Origin of the sequence: Borreliella americana, assembly GCF_032595795.2 — a bacterium.
Classification (GTDB): domain Bacteria; phylum Spirochaetota; class Spirochaetia; order Borreliales; family Borreliaceae; genus Borreliella; species Borreliella americana.
Window position 1 is genome coordinate 171,716 of the sequence record NZ_CP132449.1, and the last position, 23,340, is coordinate 195,055.

Consider the following 23,340-nt stretch of genomic DNA (forward strand, 5'->3'; position numbering starts at 1 on the left):
TTCATTTTTTAGATCAAATCATCTTTTAAGGAAACAATAAAATTCTTGTTAATCCAGCCCTGAAGTCCATAACTTGTTTCAATAAGAACAAAATCGTCTTTGCTGTCAAGAATATAAACACTTGCATTTCCTTTTAAAAATCTCCAACTCCTTGAAAAATTGTCAGGAACTTTATAAAGAGAAACTAAATCCCCCTTGATTATTCCTACCTCAGATTGTTGCTCATAATAAAAATAATATGTTTCAAACATAGTAAAACAAGTCGCAGAAAAAAGTAAAAATATAATTATTTTTTTCAAATTTTTTGCCAAAAATCTATAAGAAATAGATACAACTAAAAAATTAATCAAAAATAAGCTAATAATAAAAAAAATGTTGGAAAAAATAAAACTATTGTTACGAACATTATCTGTAATTCCATTTTTAGCTTCAATCAAATCAATAACCTTATAAGTGGTTTCATTATTTGGAGAAGCCAAAAATGCCTTATAAGCCGAATAAATAGCATCAAAATCCCTATCCATTTTACTTAAAACAAGAGCTCTATTTAACCAAAGTCCTGAATAATTTGGATATTTTTTAAGAATATTATCAATCTTGATAAGCGCAGCACCATAATTTTTAGTATTATAGTTTTCAATCAAATCATTTATATTTTTCTCTGACAATAAACCATCATTTACAGCATTCAAACTAATGCCAACAGCCAATATTAAAATAACCAGTCCAAAACTTGATGCTGCAAAAAACTTTTTATAGTTAATTAAAATAACTAAGGATAATAAAAATCCTGGAATCAAAAGTAAATAATAGTATGAAACAAAAAATAAAAAAGTTTTATTTTTGTAATTCAAAATATCGGAGTAAGATAATAGTTTAAAATCAGAATCTACATTATTTTGTATTTTATTTATATTGTTAAACTCTCCTAAATATTCATACTTCAATTTTTTCCCTTTAAGCGTATAAACCGTATCATTATCAGGATTTAAATAATTAAAATCACCAATATTTAAAAATACACTACCTTTGGTGTCAGGCTTAACTGTATAAATTTGAGAAATACTACCCTTATATCCATTTTTAGAAGGCTTAAAGCTATAATTTTTCTTTTTATTAAGAATTTTAGAATTATAGGTTTCAATCTCTGGAAAGTAAAAATGTGGAAAATTCCCTTGACCTGTAATTTTTATTAAAATAGTAAATATATCTTGCTCAATTGTCGAATAAGTTGGAGTCTCATAATCAATTCTAAAAGTTCCTACTGCTAAAGATTTAACCTCTCCAGGAATCGGTTTGACTTTTAATAAAAGCTCGGGGGTATTCCTAATAAGACCAAAACCAATATTAAAAGAAAAACTAGGAATCAAAACATTTTTTGAGTCTTTAAGAGGAGTTAGCACAAAGTTATAAAAAGGTACATCTAAAATTTCTTTATTATGAAAAGTTCTATATTTAATATCTCCAAATATAGGCATCTTCTCAACCATTGCATCCTTAATAGCAGGTAAAAATCCAGATATTTCATTAGAATTACTATCTGAAAGCCAATTTGAGCGCAAAACAAGCCCAATACTTTGATATTCATAAACTTCTTTTTTATCAAGATCCCAATATAAATCAACCGGCAAACCAAAAGAATTTATTTCATCAGCTCTTAGCACGCTAACTTCAACTTCTGAAGATAGATAAAAATCATCCTTATAAATTACTTTTAATGGAGGAATCTTAATAAATCCCAAACTCTCAAAAAGATACTCAACCTTGATCTCAATAAAAGACAGGTTATTATCCGTTATCCTAGATATTGATAAAACATTGGAATTGGATTGAACTTCTTTATTTATTTCAACTTTTAGCAAACTTATGTCAATATCTTGCAAAGGATTGTTAAGCCTTACAACCTGAATAAATTTATCGCCCTTTAAAACTTTAATATTTTTAACAAAATCAATACCTGTAAGCGAATAAAGTTTTGCGATTGAAAAAAAATAAATAAAAAATATTACCAATCTTCTTTTGGAACAGCTAGATTCTCGTCTATTTTTCTCAACCATACAACCCTCTCAAGGTTTTCAATATACCTTAAAAAATTTTCATTACTTTCAACAAAATTTTTACTTTTTTCTACACTTAAAGAATTCAAACTATCACGCATCGTTCGTTTTTTTATTATTGCAAGTTCAAGATTATATTTAGCATTATAACTGCCAGGATTAATCTTTAAAGCTTCCTTAAAAGCCATCTCGGCCTTATGATACAGTCCTTGATTATAGTATATTACTCCTTCGTTATAATTGACATTAAAATTTAAAAAAATATCATTGGTCTTCTTTACGTAAGAAAATATTCTAAGAGAACTTTCATATTCACCTAAAGAATAATATACAACGCCAAGATTGTAATATCCCCAAGCAGAATATTTTTTATCCTCTACAAGATTATAATAATTTGAAATTGCATTTTGATAATTTCCCCTAACATATTCATAATTGCCAATAGCCATTAAAGACATGGACTTAACATTTGAACAAGACAAAAAACCTAAACACAAAAAGCAAGAATATAAAACCGCTAAAAAGTTTCGTCCCACTTTATCATCCTGATAAATAAATACATAAAAATAAACAACAACGAAATAACCAAAAAAATTTTATATCTTGATACATCAACAAGTATAATATCGTTTGACGTTCTTCTTATTATACCATTTCTTATATCATTAACAACAAAGTTAATCCCTTTTGAATATAGGTTATAATATGATCCCTTAAGAAAAGAAGCAAGAAGAAGTAAATTTTCTTCATTTATCACGGTTTTAATAAGATTTCCATTTTTATCTTTAATACTTAAATTTTGATTAAATAAAACGGGATTACTCCCGCCAATCCCAACCACAAAACTTTCCAATTTTAAATTATTGACAAATTTAGAAAACCTATAATAATTATTTTCCCCCCAATCATCGCCATCTGTTAAAATAACTAAAAAATTATAATAAGAGTCATCCTGCACATTAGAGATTACGCTAAAAACAGCATCTCCTAAAAAACTCCCAGGGGAACTTATTAAATCAGGCTCTATATAATTTAACATCTTGTTTAAACTGTTTTTATCCTTAGAAAAAGGTAAAACCAATATAGACTTACCTTTAAAAATAGTAAGGGAATATTCTGCATTCTCAAAATTACTTAAAATTAAACTAATCATATTTTTAGCAATCTCAAGCCTATTAATAATTTTACCTTCATCCACACTTAACATGCTACGAGAAATATCAAAAATAAAAGAAATTCTCAATTTACTTCTCTCATCCTCAACAGCTCTTTGCCCCCAAGAAATATCCAAAATAGATAAAATCAAAAAAATTAAGCTAAAAATAAAAAACATTGTCATGAGAATTTTTTTAATGTAGTAATTTTGAATATAGGAATTGTCCCCATACATAAAACTTAAGGTTTTGAAAAACGAAATATTTCGTCTAAAATCGAGCACGCATACAAAAAAAATAAATAATAAAATCAAAAAAAAGTATAAAGCACTATAATTATTTATACTCATAGTATCTCTTTTAAGAAAATTTTTGAAAAAATAAAATAAATAAGCAATAAGCAAAGCGCTAAAACTAAAAATTCTTTATAAATATCTTTATTGTCCACAGCTATTTTAATTTTTCTCTCCAAATTTTCCTTTTTTGAAAAATCTTGAATTGCAAATTGAAAAGAAAAATCATCATTAACCGAATAAAAAAGCCCCCCTGTTTTATTTGAAATCTCAACAAGCATACTAGGATCATAAACCTCTTTAAGACTTCCTTGATAAAATTTTCCAGATCTTAATTTAAACTCAACGCTAAATTCCTCAGAACTTCCAATACCAATAGAATAAATCTTAACATTTAAACCTTGAGCAAGATTGATTACTTGATCTTTATAAATCTCATCTGAATTAACAACTCCATCTGTTAAAACCACTATTGATCTTTTAAGAGCCTCAGAATGCTTTAAATGAGACAGTGCAATAGAAATACCTAGTCCTAAAGCAGAGCCATTGCCAAGATCCATAATATAAATATCATCTAGCTTTTTATTAAAAAATTCCCTATCTGTTGTTATAGGCACTACTATTGAAGCATCTTTTGCAAAAGCTACTAAACCAATGTTATCATTTTCACGTTGAGAAATAAAACTTCTAATCAGTTCTTTTGAAAACTCAAGTCTATTCTTAGAAGAAAACTCAACAGCCCCCATGCTAGGCGATATGTCAAGAACAATGACAATGTCAGCACCAGCACTAAGATGTATCATCTTCTTTTTTGAAACTGAGGGGCCTGCTAAAGCAAACACCATAACCATTGCAGCTAAATATAAAAAAGAATAAGTAAAAAAATACATCAAATTTAATCTATAATTCTTAAGTTTTAAAGAGTTGAAATTACCATAAAGCGATATTGGAAACTTTATCTTGCCTCCTCTATTTCTAAAAAAATGATTAAAGTAAATTATTAAAGGAAAAATTACTAATAAAAACAAATATAAAGGCTCATTAAATGTTAACATTAGCGCCCCTATTAAATTCTTCAAAATTTGATGCTGCAGCTCTTAAATCTTCTAAAACAAACGACAAACTATCAAATACTAAATTAACACCACTAAATTTACTAAAATCAGAAAGTCTTAAAGTATTAATAAAAGTTGAACGAATCTCATAAGGAACCTTAAGATCTTGCAAAATTATAGAAATTTCTGTTGTAGTAATCGCATTAAAATCAAAACCTGTTTTTTTAGATAAATAAACCCTTAAAGAAGAATTTATTAAATTATAAAATGCACTTTGATCCCCATCCTCTTTAACATATTTAGATAAAATAACGAACTGTCTCTGCAATACCTTGTAAGGCTTTCTAAGTCCGTGCTTAACTATCAAGCAAATCAAAAGCCGATTTAAAAGCTTTAAAAGCTTAATAATCAAATAAGGAATAAAAAACAAAACAAAAATGAATAAAAACAAATAGGTGCTTGTTCCAGGAATAAATAAAACGCTTTCTATATTTTTAATTTTAAAATCAGAATTATTAGATACTAGTTTATCTGTATTGATTTTTATATTCTTTAGAATAACCTTGTTTTTCTTACCATTACTAATTACATCCCCAATATAAATAGAAGGAAGAGAGCTGCTTCCAATATAAAAAGAAACAAAATTAACTATTATTTCATTTGTTGTGTCATTAAAACTAATTGAATTTACTTCAACAAATTCATCTTTAATATTAATATCTTTAAAATCTACAGGGAAAAACTCTTCACCATCATTTAAAATTAATGAAACTTTAAAATCAACAGAATCACCTACATAATAACGAGTAGGCATAAATATTTCATTTTTTATTTCATAAGAATGCAAAGATAATGTTAAAAAAAGAAAAAGATTTGAAATAGCTCTCTTCAAAATCTATTGTCCCTTTTTAAGAAGAATTTTAAGTTTTTTGAAAACATCTTCTTTAGTATCAATCTCAATAAAACTAATATTTTTTTTAATACATTCTTTTTTCCATTTTATTTTATCAAGCGTCCAATAGTTTTTATAACCACTTAATGTTGACTTGCTAAACCCTGAAACTAAAAAATTTTCTCCAGTTTCAATATCTTCACAAATCAAAGTCCCAATTTTAGGAAAATTTTCATCAAAAAAATCTGAAATTCTTATAGCAATAACATTGTGTCTCTTGCTCAAAACATTTAAAGATTTAAAATAAGCATTAGCTTTAAAATCAGAAATAATTATAACTAAAGATCTTTTTTTATAATATTCTGCCGTATTTTTAAAAATATAAGCCAAGCTGCTACCCGGCTTAAGATTTCTATTGATTGTTTCACTTAATATCAATCCCAAGTGTGAATGACCTTTGCTAGAGGGTATAAACTTATCTGTTCCACTTGAAAAAAAAGTAACACCTATTTTATCATTATTAAAAAATGCCATATGTGCAAAAATAGAAACCAACAAATCCTGAACATCCTTTTTATTTACCTTGTCTCCCAAGCTCATGGAAAGTGAATTATCAACAAGAAGGTGAAGATTCATTCCCCTATCTTCTTTAAAAACCTTTGAAAAAATGCTATCAGCTTTTGAACTTACATTCCAATCAATAAATCTAGCATCATCAGAATCCTCATAAGGTCTAAATTCATGAAATTCAAGGCCAAGGCCTTTAAAAATTGAACGATAACCACCAAAATTAAGCTCTGAAAGCATTTTCCTTGAAAAAAACTTTAAAGCTTTTATCCTAGTTTTAGTACTACTACTTATCTCATTATCTTGTATCATCTCAAAATTATTTCCTAAGGAAGCGCTACAGCGGAAAGAAGCATTCTAATAATATCATCAATACTCATTTCCTCTACCTCTGCCTCATAAGATGGTGTAATTCTGTGCCTTAATACCCCGTAAGCAACGGCTTTGACATCTTCTGGTAAAACAAATATTCGCCCCTCATAAAGAGCATTAACGCGCGCACACTTTAACAAACTAAGAGAAGCCCTAGGAGATGCTCCAAATTCAATATATTTAGCAAACGGATAAGTTTTCTTATCTCTCTCACGAGATGCTGAGATTAAAGTAACAATGTAAAGCATTATTTTATCATCAACTTTTACTCTGCTAACTGTTCTCTTAATGTCAGCCAAAGAATAAGCATTCATCACCTTTGCAACTTTAATATTCTCAAGACGCCCATCTACTGAAAATATTTTCAAAAGCCTTACTTCATCTTGCACCGATGGATAATGAACATTAACTTTTAATAAAAATCTATCAAGTTGGGATTCTGGCAAATTATAAGTCCCTTCTTGCTCTATTGGATTTTGAGTAGCAAGAACAAAAAACGGATCTGGAAGTCTATGAGTTTCGTCCCCAAGAGTTACTTGTCTTTCTCCCATAGCTTCAAGAAGAGCAGACTGAACTTTTGCGGGGGCCCTGTTTATTTCATCTGCTAAAATAACATTAGAGAATACTGGCCCTTTTCTAACCTTAAAAGTGCCTGTAGCACTTTTATAAACCATATTCCCAGTAAGGTCAGATGGCAAAAGATCTGGGGTAAACTGTATACGCTTAAATTCAAGATCAAGAACATCAGATACAGTTTGAATTGCAAGGGTCTTGGCAAGGCCCGGAACCCCTTCAAGCAAAACATGCCCATCTGTTAAAAGCCCCATTAAAATAGCATCTATCATTTCTTTTTGACCAAGAACTCTGATTGCAACCTCTCTTCTAAATTTATTTATCAAATGTAACGCATTTTCTACTTCTGAATCTATCTGAAAACTACTCTTCATAATACTCCTAGTCAAAATCACTCTAAAAGATAAATTGGACTTAAACGATAATAATATTATCTGTAAAGCAAAACCAAATTTCTATCTACTCTTAATTTCGAATTTAAAGACTTTACTTCTATTTTACTAAATAAATTTTTGATTTGATTAACCTCAAGGTTAATTCTATCAAATTTACCCTTATATGCCATAATCAATCCTCCGCTCTTTAAAAGATTTTTTAAAATTAATGCGTATTCATTCATACTTCTAAAAGCTCGAATTGTAATAAATTCATACTTCCTTTTTTCTCTTTCAATCTCATATTCTAAAATTTTTACATTTTCCAAATCAAGTTCTAATTTTATCATTTTTAAAAAAGTAGATTTTTTTTTACTTCTCTCTAAAAGATAATACTTTCTAGAAGTATCAAAAATAGCCAAAATAATGCCCGGAAATCCAGCACCACTTCCAACGTCAAGAACTTCAGAAGGATTAATCTCTTTAATAGTAGACAATCCTAAAAGAGAATCTATAACGTGTAGATTAAGAATAGAGCTAAAATTGCTATTACTATTTGAAATTAGATTAAATCTAGTATTTAAAAGTAAAATTCTCTTTATATATAAATTTATTTTCTGAAGATCTTTGTAAGCAAACTGAAAATTATATTCCGAGAAAGCAAATTCAATATCACTTATCATAAAGAAAAATTTATAACTACCTTATTTTTAGGATTTGAAAAATATATTAACAAAACAGTAATATCTGTACTTCTTATTCCAGGAATTCGACTTGCTTGAGCAAGAGTAGCTGGTTGGACCTTGGAAAATTTTTCTCTAGCTTCTCTTGAAAGGCCTTCAATAATCTCATAATTAAAATCAAATGGTAGCTTGACAAGCTCTAGATTATCAAGCCTTTTAATCAAATCTTTTTGTCTATTAATATAACCTTCATATTTAACATCTAATTCAACTTGCTCTAAAATTACTTTTGAATCATTTAAACTTGGATCAATCTTTATAAGATTATCCAAACTAATAGAAGGATCTTTTAAAATATGGTAAAAATCTTTACTAATATGTTTTTTTAATTGTTCATCAACAACATCTTTTAAGCTAAGACGTCTTTGCTTTAAAAGCTCCTTTATCTCTTCAACTCTCCTCTCTTTAAAAAGATATCTTGAATACCTATCCTCATCAACAAGTCCAAGATCATACCCAATCTTAATCAAGCGCTTGTCACTAGTATCATGCCTTAAATTAAGTCTGTGCTCAGCTCTAGAGGTAAACATCCTATAGGGTTCTTTAGTGCCCTTGGTAACAAGATCGTCAATAAGAACTCCAATATAAGAGCTAGTTCTTGTTAAAATCATTGGCTTTTTATTTTGAAGCCTAAGAGCAGCATTAATTCCAGCCATTAACCCTTGAGCTGCTGCTTCTTCATATCCTGAAGAGCCATTGGTCTGGCCTGCTATAAAAAGTCCTTTGACTCTTTTACTCTCAAGATTTGGGTAAAGTTCAATTGGATTTATATAATCATACTCAACAGCATAACCGGGCCTTGTAATAACAGCATGCTCAAGGCCTTCAATACTGTTAATCAATTTTTGCTGAATATTTTCAGGCAAGGAAGAACTAAGACCATTAAGATACATTTCTTCAGTATTAAACCCTTCAGGCTCAATAAAAATTTGATGCCTATCTTTATCTTTAAATTTTACTATTTTATCCTCAATAGAAGGGCAATATCTTGGACCATTACCTACAATCTCACCAGAATAAAGGGGTGAAAGGTGCATATTTTTGCTAATTATTTCGTGAGTTTTTTTATTAGTATAGGTTACATAACATGAAAGTTGAGATTTGTCTAACTTGCCATTTGAAAAAGAGAAAGGAATAATGTCTGAATCTCCAAATTGAACCTCCGTCTTTGAAAAATCCACACTTTTTTTATGAATTCTTGCTGGAGTACCAGTTTTAAGCCTACCCATTTCAAATCCAAGACCAAGTAAAGTTTTATCAAGTCCATAAGAAGAAAATTCAGCAAGTCTACCCATATCGGCCCTATACTCACCAATAAATATTTTACCTCTAAGAAACGTCCCTGTTGTAAGCACCACAACGCTTGACCTAAACTTATTACCTCTCTCTGTAACAACACCTTCAATTTCATTTCTCATAGAATTAAGAAGAAAATCAACAACTGTATCTTGAAAAAGATCAAGATTGTCTTGACGCTCTAAAGTTTCTTTGGCCTTGGTTTGATACATTAATTTATCAGCTTGAGCACGTGGAGCTTGAACTGCAGGACCACGGCTTTTGTTTAAAACTCTAAACTGAATCATGCTAAAGTCAATAATACGACCCATTTCACCACCAAGAGCATCAATTTCTCTAACCATATTGCCCTTAGCAAGCCCACCAATAGCAGGATTACAAGAAAGCTTGCCTATTGTATCTAAATTTTGAGTAATCATTAAAGTTTTAAAATTCAACCTTGAAAGAGCAAGAGCAGCTTCAATCCCCGCATGTCCTCCTCCAATAACAATTGCATCAAAATCCATATTTATTTCCCCAAACAAAAATTCTTAAACATGTTGTCAAGAACATCTTCACTACTAACTTCTCCTGTTATTTCCCCTAAGCAGTTGATAATCTCATAAGCATCAAATGCTAACATATCATAACTTACTTGACGATCAATTTTACTAAGTAAATCTAAAATCAAAGCATAGGCTTTCTCTAAAAGTTGCATCTGACGACTTGATGATATTATTATATCATCAAGTCCAATCTCGACTTTCTCATAAGAGATTAAAGCCTTTATTTTGTCATAAAGAATATCTATTCCTTCTAAATTTTTAGTACTAATCATTATTAAATTTGAAGAATTTAAAACCTTTGAGCGAACAAATTCTTCAGTGGACTTATTTATCTTTAAATCTATCTTATTTAAAACGAACAATATTTTACTATTAGATTTATTTGAATCAATAAATAAGAAATCATCTCTTGTTAAATTTGAACTAACATCAATCACATAAATTACTAAAGATGCTTCTTTTATTAAAGAATTACTTTTTTCAATGCCCAATCTCTCAACAAAATTGTCAGCATCTCTGAGTCCTGCTGTATCAAAAAGATTAAATAAAATACCATCAAGCTCAAAACTTGCTTCAATATAATCTCTTGTAGTGCCTGGATATGAAGAGACAATTGATCTATCTTTTTTGAGAAACAAATTAAATAACGAAGACTTTCCAGCATTAACAGAACCTGCTAAAACCAAAGTAACACCATTATTAATTTTTTCATAAATTTTATAGGAATTAATTAATTTTTTAAGTTCAGCTTTGCTACTTAAAATTAAGTCAAAAGGAATGCTAATCTCATGATCATCAATCTCATAATCAAGATAAACACTAACAGCTGATAGAAAATTTAAAATATTTTTTTTTACTGCATCTATTTTAATAAATAAAGCTCCAGAAAGTTTATTGATTGCAAGAGAATAAGTTTTATTGGTTTTGGCAAAAATAATCTCATGAATTGCCTCTGCCTTTGTAAGATCAATTTTCTTAGCAAGAAATGCGCGCAAAGTAAATTCACCAGGTTTAGCCATCCTAAATCCACTTTTTAAAAACAAATCTATAATCTTTTTAATCCCAATCACAGAACCATGCGCCATAACTTCAATAGCATCTTGCCCTGTAAAACTCTTTGGTGCTCGATATAAACAAACAACAACTTCATCGACCTTGCAATCATTCTCATTGTCTAATATATAACCATAATGAATCGTATTACCAGGTGCTGAATTGAGAGCTGAATGATTTGAAAATATTTTAGAAAATTTAGATATAGAAGAAGCACCACTGCTACGAATCACACACAAAGCGCTACTTAAAAAAGGAGTTGCAAGAGCTACAATATCATCATCTCTCTCAAAAAACTTACTCATACTTTAATGTATTATAACACAATAAAAAATACAAAATTGATTTGTAAATATGTTTATAATAGTTTATAATTAATTTTATAAAAATGAAAACAAAGCTTGAAATGGAACTAAGAGAGGTCTTAAAAAAAGAATTTCTCTTAGTAGAAGAAATATATAATTCATACTTAAAAATAAAAGAAAATATCGACAATAAAAATGAAACAGGGCTTAAAGAGGTTGCAAGCAACACAAAAATATTACTTGAAAGTTTTAAGGAAATTGAAAGTAAAAGAGACGAAATTTGGAAAAAATTCACCAAAAATGAAAACTTTAAGTCAACTTATGAAGCTGTAGAAAAATTGACTACAATTTACAAACAAGAAATATACGACTATCTACACAAATTGAAAATTGGAATACTTAATATCAAAAATTTAAACTACATAATACAAAACTATGTAAACACGTCCCTTGACATGTTGTCAATAATATTTCAAGATATCCAAGAAAGCATAGAAAATGCAACTTACAAAAACCCTTATGGGCCAAAAATTGGACGCTCAAATGAAGCTTCCATTTTAATAAATAAAAAACTTTAAAGGAGTTTAGAGTGGATTCAACATTTTCAGGAATAGAAATTGGAAAAAGAAGTTTATTTGCACATAAAGATGCTATGAATACAGTTGGACACAATTTATCCAACGCTACAAAGCCCGGATATTCAAGACAAAGAGTAACAATGAAAAGCGAAATCCCTCTTTATGCTCCACAACTAAACAGAGCCAAAAAACAAGGGCAATTGGGCCAGGGAATCGTAGTTCAATCTATAGACAGAGTCAAAGATGAACTACTTAACACAAGAATCATTGAAGAATCACACCGACTGGGATACTGGACTTCACAAGACAAGTTCATATCAATATTAGAAGATGTTTATAACGAACCTGAGGATCAATCAATAAGAAAAAGATTAAATGATTTTTGGGAAAGTTGGCACGATCTGGCAAATCAACCACAAGGTTTAGCAGAAAGAAAAATAATTCTAGAAAGAGGCAAATCTTTTTGCGAAGGAATAAGAAATAGATTCCATTCACTTGAAAGAATTTACATAATGGCAAACGATGAAATAAAAATTACAACGGATGAAGCAAACAATTACATTAGAAACATTGCAAATCTTAATAAACAAATTTCAAAATCTCAAGCAATGAAAGACAATCCAAATGACTTAATGGATGCAAGAGACTTAATGGTTGAAAAATTGGGCAATATAATAAGCGTATCAATTGAAAATAAACAAGATCCAAATGAATTTTTAATCCACTCAGAAGGAAGGCACCTTGTACAAGGTTCAATTGCAAATGAATTTAAACTAGAAGCTACAAACGGGCCTACCAGAACTAGATGGAACATTTTATGGGCAAATAATGATAAAGCTTACCTTAAAACAGGCAAGCTGGGATCTTTGCTTAACATAAGAGATGAAGAGATTAAAAATGAAATCAATGAACTAAATAATATAGCTGTCAACATTACAGAGATTGTTAACGAAATACATGAAACAGGACATGGACTGGACAAAAAAAATGGAAGAAGCTTTTTTTCTCAAGAGCTAAAACTAACTGATGATCGGGGTAGATATGATGCTAACGGAAATGGCCAGTTTGATTCCGTTCATATTTTCAAAATTAAAAGCACAAACGAAATATTTTCAGAAGAAAAATTGGGATTTTACGGAACTCTTAAATTTGAAGCTATAAATAGCAATGAAATTGTAGAAATACCCTACAACGCTCCAGATACAGTTCAAGATGTAATAAATAGAATAAACAATTCCAACGCACAAGTTACAGCAAGAATTAACTCAGAAGGCAAGCTTGAAATCAAAGCGGTTAAAGAACAAGAAGATGAGAACATAACATTTAAAATCAAGCATATAGAAGATTCTGGATCATTTCTAACAAAATATACAGGAATATTAAATACATCTGGACCTGAGGGAGCCTATGATTATAAAAATATTGACACAACAGACAAATTGGCGCCTAAATCAACCTATTCAATCTCGCCTCTAAAAAATCCTGCAGCATGGATAAAAGTTGCAGACATAATAGACTCAGATCCTTCAAAAATAGCATCGGGAATTAAAAATCCAACAAATGAAATATCTATTGGAGATAACCAAGCAGCACTGAGAATCTCCTCTTTTGGAAATTCTCAGATTATGATTGGCAAGAATTTAACACTAAATGATTACTTTGCAAATACAGCATCAAATATAGCAATAAAAGGACAAATTTCAGAAATCACAAAAGAAAGCCAATCTCAAATATTAAAAGATTTAACAGATCTAAGAATGTCTATTTCTGGAGTAAACAAAGATGAAGAACTTGCAAACATGATCGAATTTCAACAAGCATTTATTGCAGCAAGTAAATTTATCACTGTTTCTGTTGAGCTAATAGACACAGTAATAAATAAAATGGGAGTATAAGTATGATAAATAGAGCAAGTCATCCATTAACATATGAAAATTTCAAAACCTCTTTAGCAGAGCAAGAGTCTAAAATTACAAAACTTTTAGAAAACTTATACAAAGGCGGTAAAAGAATTGTAAAACTAAGAAACGATCCAACAGGCGTTACTCACGCAATAAGGCTAGATAACGACATATTTAAGCTTAATGTATACATAAAAAATATTGGTACTTCTAAAAGCAACCTGAGGTATACGGAAGGATATTTACAATCTCTTACAAATATTTTAACACGAGCTAAAGAAATTGCAATTCAGGGAGCAAGCGGAACTTATGAAGAAGATGACAAAAAAATGATATCAAAAGAAGTAAATGCTTTGCTTGAAGATGTTGTTGCAATAGCAAACGCTAAAGGGCCTGATGGATATAGCATATTCTCGGGGACTAAAATTGATAGCGAAGCGTTTAAGGTAACTAGAGAGAATAAAATAAGCAAAACAAACAAAGACGGTGCAGGCCCCCAAATAATCAAAGTAGAATACAATGGCAACCAAGCCGAAAAAAAAACAGAAGTATACAATGACATTCATATGGCAAATAATTATCCTGGAAATGTTATATTTTTCTTGCAAAACCAAAATATTGTCTCATCAATAAACACTAATGGATTTGTGGTAAAAGAAAATACAAAAATTTATATTGACAATATTGAGATAGGACTAACAGCAGGAGATACTGCTCTTGACATTGTTGCAAAAATCAATGAATCCTCAGCGCCTGTTGAAGCAAGCATTGATCCCGTTTTAAACTCATTGTCTATTAAAACTACAACTCCACACCAAATTTGGATAACAGAAGAAAAAGAATCAAATGTTTTACAAACACTCGGAATACTGACCAAAAACAATGATACGAAGCTGCCTCCTTACAATCTTTCTAGCAGTACAGAAGTTAGAAGCAGGTCTATTTTCGATGCGCTTATTGAGCTTAGAGACACACTTTACAATAACAAAGAAGAGCTTGTCGGTAGTAGAAGCCTGGCAGAAATTGACGAAAGCTTAAAAAGATTACTTATATCCGTTGCAGATCTTGGAGCAAAAGAAAATAGACTTGATAGAAGCTATGAAAGAATAAGCAAAGAAGCTGCAGATATGAAAGAAGATATGGTTCAATATACAGATCTTGATGTAACAAAAGCAATAACTAATTTAAATATGGCAAGCTTAGCTTATCAAGTATCTATAGGAATCTCTGCTAAAATAATGCAAACAACCCTATTAGATTTTATAAAATAGAATGATAGATGAAAAAAGTATAGAATTTGATTTTCCCGAAGGAATACTTGGATTTGAAAACATTAAAAAATTTATAATAAAGGACTCTAAGTATAAACCTTTTTCTATTATGCAATCTATCAATAAAGACGTAAGTTTTTTGGTAACATCTCCTTTCAATTTTTTAAGTGAATACTTACCAAATATCCAGGAAAAAGATTGGTCAGACATTAAAGCAAAAGCAGAAGATGAAAAAGTTATACTATGTATAATTAATATGCATGTTAATGATTATAAAGACATTACAGCTAACCTAAAGGCACCAATCATAATAAACAAAAAAAAATTACTTGGAAAACAGGCTATATGCACAAACGAAAAATATTCACTACACCATAAAGTTTTCAAGGAATAAAGATGCTAGTATTGTCAAGAAAAGTAAATGAAAGTATTAAAATAAATTCTGATATTGAGGTTTTGATATTAGAAATAAAAAAGGATACTGTTAAAATAGCAATTAAAGCCCCTGAAAACATTAAAATATTTAGATCTGAAATTTATGAATTTATTATAGAAGAAAATAAAAAATCACTACTAAAAGACAAACACAATATAAGCAAAATTAAAAGCCTATTTAATCATTATTTCAAGAATGAAAATTAACCTCTGCATCACTTTGTCTTATGTAAAGAGGTCCTGACAAAATATCATCGCCTTTGCGATTTTTTAAGTATTTAGCTATTCCGAGTCCTGTCAAAATTTTTCCAAACGAACTTAAATTCTCAATGATTTTAAATTTATAATTGAATTCTTTAAAAACATCCTCAAGATTGTTCCCAATAAGCACCGAATTTGGATCAATCTGATTTAAATGTTCAAATAAATCTTCCTTAGAAAAACACAAAATCTTCCCTATCAATTCACAATTTTTATAATGACCAAGAAAATATTTACCTGCAGTAAAAGTTAATACAATTACACTGGTGTTGTTTTTAACTAAATTTGCAAAAACATCTAATGTAGAAATATTGACAAAAGGAATAGAAAGACCTAAAGCAAGGCCTTTGACAAAACTTAAACTAATTCTAAGGCCAGTAAAAGAGCCGGGGCCATGAGAATTTATAATTAATTCAATTTGATTAAGATCTATATTATTTTTAATTACAAAATCATTGAAAATTTTTGGAACACTAAAATTAAAATTTGATTTAAGTTCAACCAATGAAAAATTCTTATTATTAATTCTACAATAAACTATTAATGCTTTATATGAATATTCAAATGCAAGTGTATTAATCATTAAATTCTACAACCCTGCCTGAACCGACTATTCTAAAAGTTAAAGAAAATAATCTGTCTTTTGGAACAATGCTCAAAGCAATTTGTGGCCATTCAATAGCAATAATTGAGTCAAGGTCCATAAGTATTTCCAATCCCCCAACAAGCTCAAATTCTTCTAAAGAAGACACCCGATATAAATCAATATGATAAAATTTAAAATCTATAAAATCATAAACATTAACAATGTTATAAGTTGGGCTTGTAAAATAAGAAATTCCAAGGTTAAGGGAAAGTCCCTTTAAAAAACTAGTTTTTCCAGATCCCATATCACCACTTAAAACAAATATTTTGCCAATTGGCAAAGGATAAAAAAAAGATTTGGAAAAATTTATCATTTTTTTTTCTGATTTAAATTCCAAAATCAAGGAAGCTTACCTTTAAACTCTAAATCGATTACACACCTTTTAATTGCAACCATTAATTTTAACACAGGATAATTTAAAAGATCTATAAAATCGATAGTGACATGCTTTTCTCCTAAAGGCGTAGCTTCAATTACAAACTTGACTTTTTTGATTTCTAAGATGTCATTATACTTATAAATAACATCAGCAAAATATACGTTTCTATAGTATATAAAACTCTCTTGCTTTTCAATATTATTAAGAGAAATAAGCTGCACAATAATAATCCTTAAAATAAATTAAACTCCCAAAAAGCCAACATAAGAACATTTTTATTTAGCGCTATTTTTCAAGGCGGAATTTTTATTCTTAACCTCTGAATTGCTTTCGGCTATCATTGACTAAAAATCTTCAAATTCCTAAATTTTATGAGATGTCGCAAAAAAATAACTCTAATTCTTAAAATTAAACCTCCCAGGAGTTTCGATTTTTCATTTTCTTATTTCTAAAACAATTTTTTTAAAAGCTTCAATATCTTCAATCGCCAAATTAGACAAAATTTTTCTATTAATTTTTATATTAGATTTAAATAAACCCTCAATAAATCTTGAATAACTAACTCCAGTATCACTTAAAGCAGCCGAAATTCTTGAAATCCACAAACGTCTAAAATCTCTTTTTCTAACCTTTCTATCTCTTGTGGCATACATCATGCCCTTTCTTAAGGTATCCTTAGCTTTTTTATAATTGCTCTTTTTTGTACCCCAAAACCCTTTTGTTTTTTTTAAAATTCGCTTACGCCTTGCAACGTGAACTGTACCGTTTTTAGCCCTAGCCATATCTATCTCCTAAAATTATTTTAACCATACGGTAATAAAGTTTTAATTCTTTTAACTTCAAAACAAGAAAGACTGCCCGATTTCCTTAAATTTCTCTTGCGCTTAGAAGATTTTTTTGTCAAAATATGCCTTAAATTTTGTTTTTTATGCTTAACTTTGCCATTTACAGTAAAAGAATACCTTTTTTTTGCACTTTTGCGTGTTTTCATTTTATTTGCCATTTCATCCCCTTTAATTTAATTAATATTTATTTTTTAAACTTAGGCGCTACAATCAAAAACATTGTTTTACCTTCCATTTTAGCCGAAGATTCCAAAACATAATTCACATCCCCTACTTTTTCAAGAATGCTATTTAAGATACCATATCCTAAATATGTATGAGCAAGTTCACGACCTCTAAATCTTATTGTAACTTTAACCTTATTACCATCTTTGAGAAAACCTAAAATGTTTCTTGATTTAAAATCAAGGTCATGGGCATCTATCTTGGGCTGCATTCTGACTTCCTTAAGCTTAATTACTTTTTGATTTTTCTTTTGCTCTTTTTGACGCTTTTCTTGATGGAATTTATATTTTCCATAATCAATAATCTTGCAAACCGGAGGAGATACATTGGGAGAAACCTCAACCAAATCAAGTCCAGCTTCCTTTGCTTTTTTAATAGCATCTTCAATCGGCAAAACCTCTTGTGTTCCATTTTCAAAAACAACTCTTACCTCACGAGCCTTAATTCTGTAATTAATTTTCAATTCCTTGTCATTTGATCTGGACCTGTCCCTATCTCTATTAGCATTTCTATTTATCATCTAAAAAATATATACTCCTAAATCAATTAATAATTAATTTTATTATACATTCACTAAAAAGTAAATTCTAAGAATAATGTTTACAAAAAGCAATAAAATTAATAACATTGATAAAAAAATACTCAAATCACACAAGTTTTTAGTCAATCAATTGATTTAAAAAACGTTTAAAAGTAGAATTGTACTTACAATGAGTTTATTTTTATTAACAAGTCTGCCACTAATATTAAAAATTTACATGGATATTCGGTTAAAACAAAGTCAAACAAAGAATACACAAGCTCATGTTTTAGCAATATTTTTTGCAATAACAATGTTTTCTTTTCTTTATTTAACCCAAGAATTTATTCTATACAGATCATTTGAATTAAATTACACATCAAGAATAAACCTAGGAATTTCAATATTTATCAAAGAGCATTTATACTACTATATATTCCCACTATTAATATTTATATTTTTTTTTACTCTAAATGAAAATTCTTTATTTAAAGATAATTTAACAATTCTTATATATTTCACATTTGGACTAATATTTTCTAAAAACTTAGAAATAATAATTCTAAATAGCAAAATTTTTGGAATCTATGAATATATAGAATTACCAATACTTAATGCAATAGAGTTAATATTTTCAGCTACAATCTTTGAAAAGAAAATTAAAAAATGCCAAAAATACTCGACAAAAGAATACAAAATCATTCTTTTCCCTATTCTATTTTTAGGATTATTTATTGCAACCTTAAAAACATTAATTTTAACCAATATGAGCATCTATGCACTAATAATACTTGGTCTGGTTTTAACATATATAGCTATTAATAATAAGTATTCTGGAAAGTAAAATGTCTGGCCCCAAAAAACTTATCATAGTAGCGCTTTTACTAGTTTCAACACAAGGATGCAAAGAATCTTCCATTATTGAAAAACAATTTAATTATGCAATTATTTTCTCAGATGCAACTGAATATTTTTTTGAAATTCAAAAAACTCCATTCATAAAAAACAAAATACTATTTATAAATGACAAAAATTTAGAAATTATAAAAGACAAACTTAAAACAACAAAAAAAATACTATTAACTCACAAATCAAATAACGAAATTTTAAATAACGAAATTCTAAAAGAGAAAATTTTTTATCTATCAAAAATAAAATTTTCTCTAAAAAAATCCATTGATTTTCTGCTTAACGAAAAATCAATAAACTTGCAAAAAACATTACTATTTAGAGACAACTCTCTAAATAATGAAGACCTTGAATATTTGGAAAAAAAAAGCAAAGAAAAAAATGTTAATATTACCCTAATAAACGAAAAAAACATATCCTATATTCAAACATTCATTACTCCTCAAATAAAAACAATAATATTATTCTCTTTAAGGGATATTAATATTATTTTAAAAAAGATATTAAATTCGCCTTTTTTCAAAAATATAAAATTTGTATTAATTGGCAATACAAGAAAAGATTTAAAAATTATTAAGCTAAAATATGTAATCACGCTTAAAGAGTCTGATTTGATAAAAATAGTAAAAGACATTGAAAAAAATTTTCAATATGAATTCAACATTTATAAACAATAAAAATGAATAAATCTAAAGCTAATAATAAAACATAAAAGCAAATAATTATAAATAAAATTTAATGCAGCAATAAAAGATCTTTAAAGCTATTGTATACTGCAATAGCAACATCATTAACAGAGCAATTTTTAATCCTTGCAATCTCAAGACATGTATATCCTAAAAACAAAGGCGAATTTATTTTGCCCCTCAATGGCACTGGAGCTAAAAAGGGGCTATCCGTTTCTATTAAAAGATCATTGGTATTTAATTTGCCAACAATAATTCTTAAAGATTGTGCATTTTTAAAAGTTATATTGCCTGAAAAAGAAACTTTAAATCCTAAATCAATAAATTTTTTAGCATGCTCATAAGTTCCTGAATAACAATGTAATATACCCCTATTTAAAAAATTTAAAGACCTTATAATATTATAGGCGTCATCATAGGCATCTCTTATATGTAAAATAACTGGCTTTTTATATTTATCAGCCAAATACAATTGCTCTTCAAAAGCTTGAATTTGAAATCTCTTGTTATCTGCTTTAAAATAATCAAGACCCATCTCACCAACAGCAACAACATTTTCACTAATCAAAATTTTTTCAAGCTGTTTAATATCATCTTTAAAATGATCACTTAAATTTAAAGGATGAATACCCACTGTTAAAAACACATTAGAATAAGGGCTTAAAAGATCTTTTCTATCATTAAAATCACTAGGATGCAAGCCAACATCAAGAAAATAAGAAAAGCCGTTTTTAAAACATTCATTAATAATGTAATTGACATCCAAAGATCTTTTCTTTAATTCATAAAAATGAACATGGGTATCTATTAATTTATCAAAAAAAATAGATTTTTCAGTTTCAAGTAAAGATTCAATCATTCCATTTTTTTCCTAAGAGACGCAAGGTAGTCAATAACAACAATATTTTTCATACCAAGCTGCAAAAAGCTTGATAAAATATCAATAGCATTTCCAATCTGTCCTAATGCTTCATAACATTCGGCAGCATTAACATACAATGCTGAATTTTTAGGATTGTTTTTAATTAAACTTTTAATAGCTATTAATGCTTCTTCATATTTACCTTGTTCCTTTTGAATAAGAGCAAGTCCAAGTATGGCAAACATATCAAAATCAACATCAAGAGCCTTTTTATAATAAATTTGAGAATTTTCATAATCATTTAAATAGCGATACGCATCTCCGACTCTTGTAAGAACCAAATTATTTTTTGGATCTTTTTCAATAATATCAAGCCAATATTTTAAAGCCTCTTTGTACTCCTTATTTCCCCTATAACAATCAGCAAGTCCAAAAACAGCATAAAAATTGCTAGGTGAAATTTCTAAAGCCTTTTTAAAAAAATAAATTCCTCTGGTAAATTCCCTTAGCTTTCGATAACAATTGCCAATTGAGGTTAATACTCTAACATCAACTTTGGATTGATTTAATTCATACATTTTAAGCCAATACTTTAAAGCCTCTTTATATTCTTTAAAATCGTAATACAAATGGCCAATACCTACAAGTGCATAATCATTATCGGGCATTAATTCCATTACCTTAAGATAAGTTTGCTTAGATTTTTGAAAATTTTTTAGCTTCCTGTAAGATGCCGCAACTCTTGTTAAAACTGTTATATTCTCAGGATCATATTTTAAATACTCTTCCCATATGTCTGTGGCTTTTTTATAATTATCTAAATTTTTGTAACAATCTCCAAGTCCAAAAAGAGCATAATTATTGCTTGGATGCTTTACAAGACATTTTTGATAATAAACTATTGCTTTATCGTAATTATTCTTCTTTCTTTCAATGTCCCCAAGCCCAACAAGAGCATAATTATTCTCATTATCCTTTTCAAGGATATCAGAAAATAAACTTTCTGCTTCAGATAGTCTTTCCTCCTTGATCAACTGATAACCCCTTTTTGATTTTTCAGTGACATCAAGAAGTTGATCATCAGAAATACTCGAGAGATCTTCTAAAGCATCCAAAATTTTTTCGTTTAACATAAATACCCCTTTTAAATCGGTTTATCAAAGATATAACTTTAACTACCTCAAATTCACCAAAATAATAATACGTAAAGCTCATTTTATATAAAATACAACAAAACCTAATCTAACTTTAATATCCAACTTAATAACATTCATTATATAAAAAAACATGAAAAAATATAATTGATTTTTTTAATCAAGCTTATTCTATTCATTTCATAAAATAAGTTTTAAAAAAGAATATTAAAATAAAACATAAAAATGGGCATCCACACAAAACTTATTAAAAAGTCTAACAAAAAAATCTAAAATTAATATAAACTATTACTATCTTTTCAGGAGAAACCATAATGCTTTTAGAAAAATTAAATTCGGCAACAAGTAAGATTAAGTTGATAGAAGAAAAATTGCAAGATATTAATCTAATTAAGGATCAAAAAAAATATTCAAAAATAATAAAAGAATATACATATTTAGAAAAAATAAATACTAAAAAAATTGAATACGAAAAAATACTAAGTCAAATTAATGATAACAAAACCATCTTGGAAAAAGAAGAGCAACAAGAAATGAAAGAACTGATAAAACAAGAACTAATCGATCTGGACAAAAAAAAAGAAGACCTTGAACATCAAATAAAAATACTACTTTTACCTCAAGATGAAAATGATAGCAAAAATATAATAATTGAAATTAGGGCCGGAACAGGTGGAGAAGAAGCTGCTCTTTTTGCAAACAATCTTTATAGCATGTATATAAAATATTCAGAGAAAAAAAAATGGAAAACAGAAATAATAAACTTTAATGAAACAGAACTTGGGGGATTAAAAGAAATAATCTTTGAAATTAAGGGAAAAGATGTATTTAAAAAATTAAAATACGAAAGTGGTGTTCACAGAGTGCAAAGAATCCCTATAACAGAGTCTAACGGGAGACTTCAAACTTCGGCTGCTACTGTAGCAGTGCTACCCAATATTGAAGAAACTGAAATTGATATCAATGAAAAAGATTTAAGAATTGATGTTTACAGATCATCTGGAGCTGGTGGACAACACGTCAACACAACTGATTCTGCAGTCAGAATAACGCACCTGCCAACAGGAATTGTTGTACAGTGTCAAAACGAAAGAAGCCAGCATAAAAACAAAGATCAAGCAATGAAAATATTAAGAGCAAGGCTTTATGAATTTGAGGATTCTAAAAAACAAGAGCAAAGATCAAGCAATAGAAAACAACAGGTAGGCTCAGGAGATAGATCTGAAAGAATTAGGACCTATAATTTTCCTCAAAATAGAATAACGGATCATAGAGCAAATATCACTCTTTATAAATTAGAAGAATTTATGCAAGGAGAACTTGATCCACTTCTTGACCCCTTAATGATAGCGCTTCAAGAACAAGAATTAAAAAGCAACAACATATAGC

General features: G+C 28.7%; 26 protein-coding genes. 8 read left to right on the forward strand and 18 right to left on the reverse strand.

Annotated features, from left to right (window positions below):
- Nucleotides 1–8: 8 nt before the first annotated feature.
- Genes QIA00_RS00825 through mnmE form a run of 10 tightly spaced genes read right to left on the reverse strand, consistent with a single transcriptional unit; the run spans nt 9 to nt 11,279 of the window.
- Nucleotides 9–2,012 (reverse strand): SH3 domain-containing protein, encoded by a 2,004-nt coding sequence (locus QIA00_RS00825; RefSeq protein ID WP_316257649.1) that lies wholly within the window; start codon nt 2,010–2,012, stop codon nt 9–11.
- On the reverse strand, nt 2,006–2,593 hold the full coding sequence (locus QIA00_RS00830; RefSeq protein ID WP_316256927.1) for a tetratricopeptide repeat protein: 588 nt from the start codon (nt 2,591–2,593) through the stop codon (nt 2,006–2,008). The genes QIA00_RS00825 and QIA00_RS00830 overlap by 7 nt, the downstream gene beginning before the upstream one ends.
- Complete coding sequence (locus QIA00_RS00835; RefSeq protein ID WP_316256928.1) at nt 2,575–3,561, reverse strand: vWA domain-containing protein; 987 nt, start codon at nt 3,559–3,561, stop codon at nt 2,575–2,577. Before QIA00_RS00835 ends, QIA00_RS00830 begins: the two co-directional genes overlap by 19 nt.
- A complete protein-coding gene (locus QIA00_RS00840) occupies nt 3,558–4,559 on the reverse strand; it encodes a vWA domain-containing protein (protein ID WP_316256929.1) in 1,002 nt (333 codons plus the stop codon). Before QIA00_RS00840 ends, QIA00_RS00835 begins: the two co-directional genes overlap by 4 nt.
- On the reverse strand, nt 4,546–5,451 hold the full coding sequence (locus QIA00_RS00845) for a hypothetical protein (protein WP_316256930.1): 906 nt from the start codon (nt 5,449–5,451) through the stop codon (nt 4,546–4,548). Before QIA00_RS00845 ends, QIA00_RS00840 begins: the two co-directional genes overlap by 14 nt.
- 3 nt (nt 5,452–5,454) lie before the next feature.
- Nucleotides 5,455–6,330: a DUF58 domain-containing protein gene (locus tag QIA00_RS00850; protein WP_002656651.1), complete on the reverse strand. Its 876-nt coding sequence runs from the start codon at nt 6,328–6,330 to the stop codon at nt 5,455–5,457.
- A 14-nt stretch (nt 6,331–6,344) separates the two neighbouring features.
- Nucleotides 6,345–7,337, reverse strand: a complete 993-nt coding sequence (locus QIA00_RS00855; RefSeq protein ID WP_316256931.1) for an AAA family ATPase — start codon at nt 7,335–7,337, stop codon at nt 6,345–6,347.
- Between the two features lie 56 nt (nt 7,338–7,393).
- Nucleotides 7,394–8,020 (reverse strand): 16S rRNA (guanine(527)-N(7))-methyltransferase RsmG, encoded by a 627-nt coding sequence (gene rsmG, locus QIA00_RS00860; RefSeq protein WP_316256933.1) that lies wholly within the window; start codon nt 8,018–8,020, stop codon nt 7,394–7,396.
- Nucleotides 8,017–9,882, reverse strand: a complete 1,866-nt coding sequence (mnmG, locus tag QIA00_RS00865) for a tRNA uridine-5-carboxymethylaminomethyl(34) synthesis enzyme MnmG (protein WP_316256934.1) — start codon at nt 9,880–9,882, stop codon at nt 8,017–8,019. Before mnmG ends, rsmG begins: the two co-directional genes overlap by 4 nt.
- 2 nt (nt 9,883–9,884) lie before the next feature.
- Nucleotides 9,885–11,279, reverse strand: coding sequence for a tRNA uridine-5-carboxymethylaminomethyl(34) synthesis GTPase MnmE (gene mnmE / locus QIA00_RS00870; protein WP_316256935.1), 1,395 nt, complete (start codon nt 11,277–11,279; stop codon nt 9,885–9,887).
- Between the two features lie 83 nt (nt 11,280–11,362).
- Here mnmE and QIA00_RS00875 point away from each other — a divergent pair, with 83 nt between their 5' ends.
- The 5 genes from QIA00_RS00875 to csrA are packed head-to-tail and all read left to right on the forward strand — an operon-like array spanning nt 11,363 to nt 15,671.
- The gene (locus QIA00_RS00875) at nt 11,363–11,857 is read left to right on the forward strand and encodes a flagellar protein FlbF (RefSeq protein WP_316256937.1); all 495 of its coding nucleotides are present in this window, start codon (nt 11,363–11,365) and stop codon (nt 11,855–11,857) included.
- Between the two features lie 11 nt (nt 11,858–11,868).
- Nucleotides 11,869–13,752 (forward strand): flagellar hook-associated protein FlgK, encoded by a 1,884-nt coding sequence (gene flgK, locus QIA00_RS00880; protein ID WP_316256938.1) that lies wholly within the window; start codon nt 11,869–11,871, stop codon nt 13,750–13,752.
- A gap of 2 nt (nt 13,753–13,754) precedes the next feature.
- Entirely contained in the window at nt 13,755–15,029 is a 1,275-nt protein-coding gene (locus QIA00_RS00885; RefSeq protein ID WP_316256939.1) for a flagellar hook-associated protein 3, read from the forward strand.
- A gap of 1 nt (nt 15,030) precedes the next feature.
- Nucleotides 15,031–15,423 (forward strand): flagellar assembly protein FliW, encoded by a 393-nt coding sequence (gene fliW, locus QIA00_RS00890; protein WP_184107679.1) that lies wholly within the window; start codon nt 15,031–15,033, stop codon nt 15,421–15,423.
- 2 nt (nt 15,424–15,425) lie between these two features.
- Complete coding sequence (gene csrA, locus QIA00_RS00895) at nt 15,426–15,671, forward strand: carbon storage regulator CsrA (RefSeq protein WP_014023437.1); 246 nt, start codon at nt 15,426–15,428, stop codon at nt 15,669–15,671.
- Here csrA and tsaB read toward each other — a convergent pair.
- The 6 genes from tsaB to infC form a co-directional block, all read right to left on the reverse strand.
- On the reverse strand, nt 15,655–16,308 hold the full coding sequence (gene tsaB, locus QIA00_RS00900; protein ID WP_316256940.1) for a tRNA (adenosine(37)-N6)-threonylcarbamoyltransferase complex dimerization subunit type 1 TsaB: 654 nt from the start codon (nt 16,306–16,308) through the stop codon (nt 15,655–15,657). The genes csrA and tsaB overlap by 17 nt on opposite strands.
- Nucleotides 16,301–16,714 carry a tRNA (adenosine(37)-N6)-threonylcarbamoyltransferase complex ATPase subunit type 1 TsaE gene (gene tsaE / locus QIA00_RS00905; RefSeq protein ID WP_301427001.1) on the reverse strand — a complete coding sequence of 138 codons (414 nt, stop codon included), beginning with the start codon at nt 16,712–16,714 and terminating at the stop codon, nt 16,301–16,303. The genes tsaB and tsaE overlap by 8 nt, the downstream gene beginning before the upstream one ends.
- A complete protein-coding gene (locus QIA00_RS00910) occupies nt 16,711–16,971 on the reverse strand; it encodes a hypothetical protein (protein WP_316256941.1) in 261 nt (86 codons plus the stop codon). Before QIA00_RS00910 ends, tsaE begins: the two co-directional genes overlap by 4 nt.
- A gap of 213 nt (nt 16,972–17,184) precedes the next feature.
- A complete protein-coding gene (gene rplT, locus QIA00_RS00915; RefSeq protein WP_231014480.1) occupies nt 17,185–17,532 on the reverse strand; it encodes a 50S ribosomal protein L20 in 348 nt (115 codons plus the stop codon).
- Nucleotides 17,533–17,552: 20 nt separating this feature from the next.
- The gene (gene rpmI, locus QIA00_RS00920) at nt 17,553–17,753 is read right to left on the reverse strand and encodes a 50S ribosomal protein L35 (protein WP_316256942.1); all 201 of its coding nucleotides are present in this window, start codon (nt 17,751–17,753) and stop codon (nt 17,553–17,555) included.
- A 26-nt stretch (nt 17,754–17,779) separates the two neighbouring features.
- Complete coding sequence (infC, locus tag QIA00_RS00925; RefSeq protein ID WP_316256943.1) at nt 17,780–18,340, reverse strand: translation initiation factor IF-3; 561 nt, start codon at nt 18,338–18,340, stop codon at nt 17,780–17,782.
- A 190-nt stretch (nt 18,341–18,530) separates the two neighbouring features.
- Here infC and QIA00_RS00930 point away from each other — a divergent pair, with 190 nt between their 5' ends.
- Together QIA00_RS00930 and QIA00_RS00935 are read left to right on the forward strand one after the other, a co-directional pair.
- Nucleotides 18,531–19,184 (forward strand): hypothetical protein, encoded by a 654-nt coding sequence (locus QIA00_RS00930; protein WP_316256944.1) that lies wholly within the window; start codon nt 18,531–18,533, stop codon nt 19,182–19,184.
- A 1-nt stretch (nt 19,185) separates the two neighbouring features.
- Nucleotides 19,186–19,926: a hypothetical protein gene (locus QIA00_RS00935; RefSeq protein WP_316256945.1), complete on the forward strand. Its 741-nt coding sequence runs from the start codon at nt 19,186–19,188 to the stop codon at nt 19,924–19,926.
- Nucleotides 19,927–19,984: 58 nt separating this feature from the next.
- Here the strand turns inward: QIA00_RS00935 and QIA00_RS00940 are convergent, their stop codons facing one another.
- Together QIA00_RS00940 and QIA00_RS00945 are read right to left on the reverse strand one after the other, a co-directional pair.
- Entirely contained in the window at nt 19,985–20,794 is an 810-nt protein-coding gene (locus QIA00_RS00940) for a TatD family hydrolase (RefSeq protein ID WP_316256946.1), read from the reverse strand.
- A complete protein-coding gene (locus tag QIA00_RS00945) occupies nt 20,791–21,930 on the reverse strand; it encodes a tetratricopeptide repeat protein (RefSeq protein ID WP_316256947.1) in 1,140 nt (379 codons plus the stop codon). Before QIA00_RS00945 ends, QIA00_RS00940 begins: the two co-directional genes overlap by 4 nt.
- Nucleotides 21,931–22,265: 335 nt before the next feature.
- Here QIA00_RS00945 and prfA point away from each other — a divergent pair, with 335 nt between their 5' ends.
- Nucleotides 22,266–23,339, forward strand: coding sequence for a peptide chain release factor 1 (gene prfA, locus QIA00_RS00950; protein ID WP_316256948.1), 1,074 nt, complete (start codon nt 22,266–22,268; stop codon nt 23,337–23,339).
- Nucleotide 23,340 lies beyond the last annotated feature (1 nt).

What these genes read in the sequence shown, in the direction of transcription:
- QIA00_RS00835 (WP_316256928.1), bottom strand. Translation starts at nt 3,561, where the DNA reads ATGAGTATAAATAATTATAGTGCTTTATACTTTTTTTTGATTTTATTA.
- QIA00_RS00840 (WP_316256929.1), bottom strand. Translation starts at nt 4,559, where the DNA reads ATGTTAACATTTAATGAGCCTTTATATTTGTTTTTATTAGTAATTTTT.
- QIA00_RS00850 (WP_002656651.1), bottom strand. Translation starts at nt 6,330, where the DNA reads ATGATACAAGATAATGAGATAAGTAGTAGTACTAAAACTAGGATAAAA.
- QIA00_RS00855 (WP_316256931.1), bottom strand. Translation starts at nt 7,337, where the DNA reads ATGAAGAGTAGTTTTCAGATAGATTCAGAAGTAGAAAATGCGTTACAT.
- rsmG (WP_316256933.1), bottom strand. Translation starts at nt 8,020, where the DNA reads ATGATAAGTGATATTGAATTTGCTTTCTCGGAATATAATTTTCAGTTT.
- mnmG (WP_316256934.1), bottom strand. Translation starts at nt 9,882, where the DNA reads ATGGATTTTGATGCAATTGTTATTGGAGGAGGACATGCGGGGATTGAA.
- mnmE (WP_316256935.1), bottom strand. Translation starts at nt 11,279, where the DNA reads ATGAGTAAGTTTTTTGAGAGAGATGATGATATTGTAGCTCTTGCAACT.
- QIA00_RS00875 (WP_316256937.1), top strand. Translation starts at nt 11,363, where the DNA reads ATGAAAACAAAGCTTGAAATGGAACTAAGAGAGGTCTTAAAAAAAGAA.
- QIA00_RS00885 (WP_316256939.1), top strand. Translation starts at nt 13,755, where the DNA reads ATGATAAATAGAGCAAGTCATCCATTAACATATGAAAATTTCAAAACC.
- fliW (WP_184107679.1), top strand. Translation starts at nt 15,031, where the DNA reads ATGATAGATGAAAAAAGTATAGAATTTGATTTTCCCGAAGGAATACTT.
- csrA (WP_014023437.1), top strand. Translation starts at nt 15,426, where the DNA reads ATGCTAGTATTGTCAAGAAAAGTAAATGAAAGTATTAAAATAAATTCT.
- tsaB (WP_316256940.1), bottom strand. Translation starts at nt 16,308, where the DNA reads ATGATTAATACACTTGCATTTGAATATTCATATAAAGCATTAATAGTT.
- rplT (WP_231014480.1), bottom strand. Translation starts at nt 17,532, where the DNA reads ATGGCTAGGGCTAAAAACGGTACAGTTCACGTTGCAAGGCGTAAGCGA.
- rpmI (WP_316256942.1), bottom strand. Translation starts at nt 17,753, where the DNA reads ATGGCAAATAAAATGAAAACACGCAAAAGTGCAAAAAAAAGGTATTCT.
- infC (WP_316256943.1), bottom strand. Translation starts at nt 18,340, where the DNA reads ATGATAAATAGAAATGCTAATAGAGATAGGGACAGGTCCAGATCAAAT.
- QIA00_RS00930 (WP_316256944.1), top strand. Translation starts at nt 18,531, where the DNA reads ATGAGTTTATTTTTATTAACAAGTCTGCCACTAATATTAAAAATTTAC.
- QIA00_RS00935 (WP_316256945.1), top strand. Translation starts at nt 19,186, where the DNA reads ATGTCTGGCCCCAAAAAACTTATCATAGTAGCGCTTTTACTAGTTTCA.
- QIA00_RS00940 (WP_316256946.1), bottom strand. Translation starts at nt 20,794, where the DNA reads ATGATTGAATCTTTACTTGAAACTGAAAAATCTATTTTTTTTGATAAA.
- QIA00_RS00945 (WP_316256947.1), bottom strand. Translation starts at nt 21,930, where the DNA reads ATGTTAAACGAAAAAATTTTGGATGCTTTAGAAGATCTCTCGAGTATT.
- prfA (WP_316256948.1), top strand. Translation starts at nt 22,266, where the DNA reads ATGCTTTTAGAAAAATTAAATTCGGCAACAAGTAAGATTAAGTTGATA.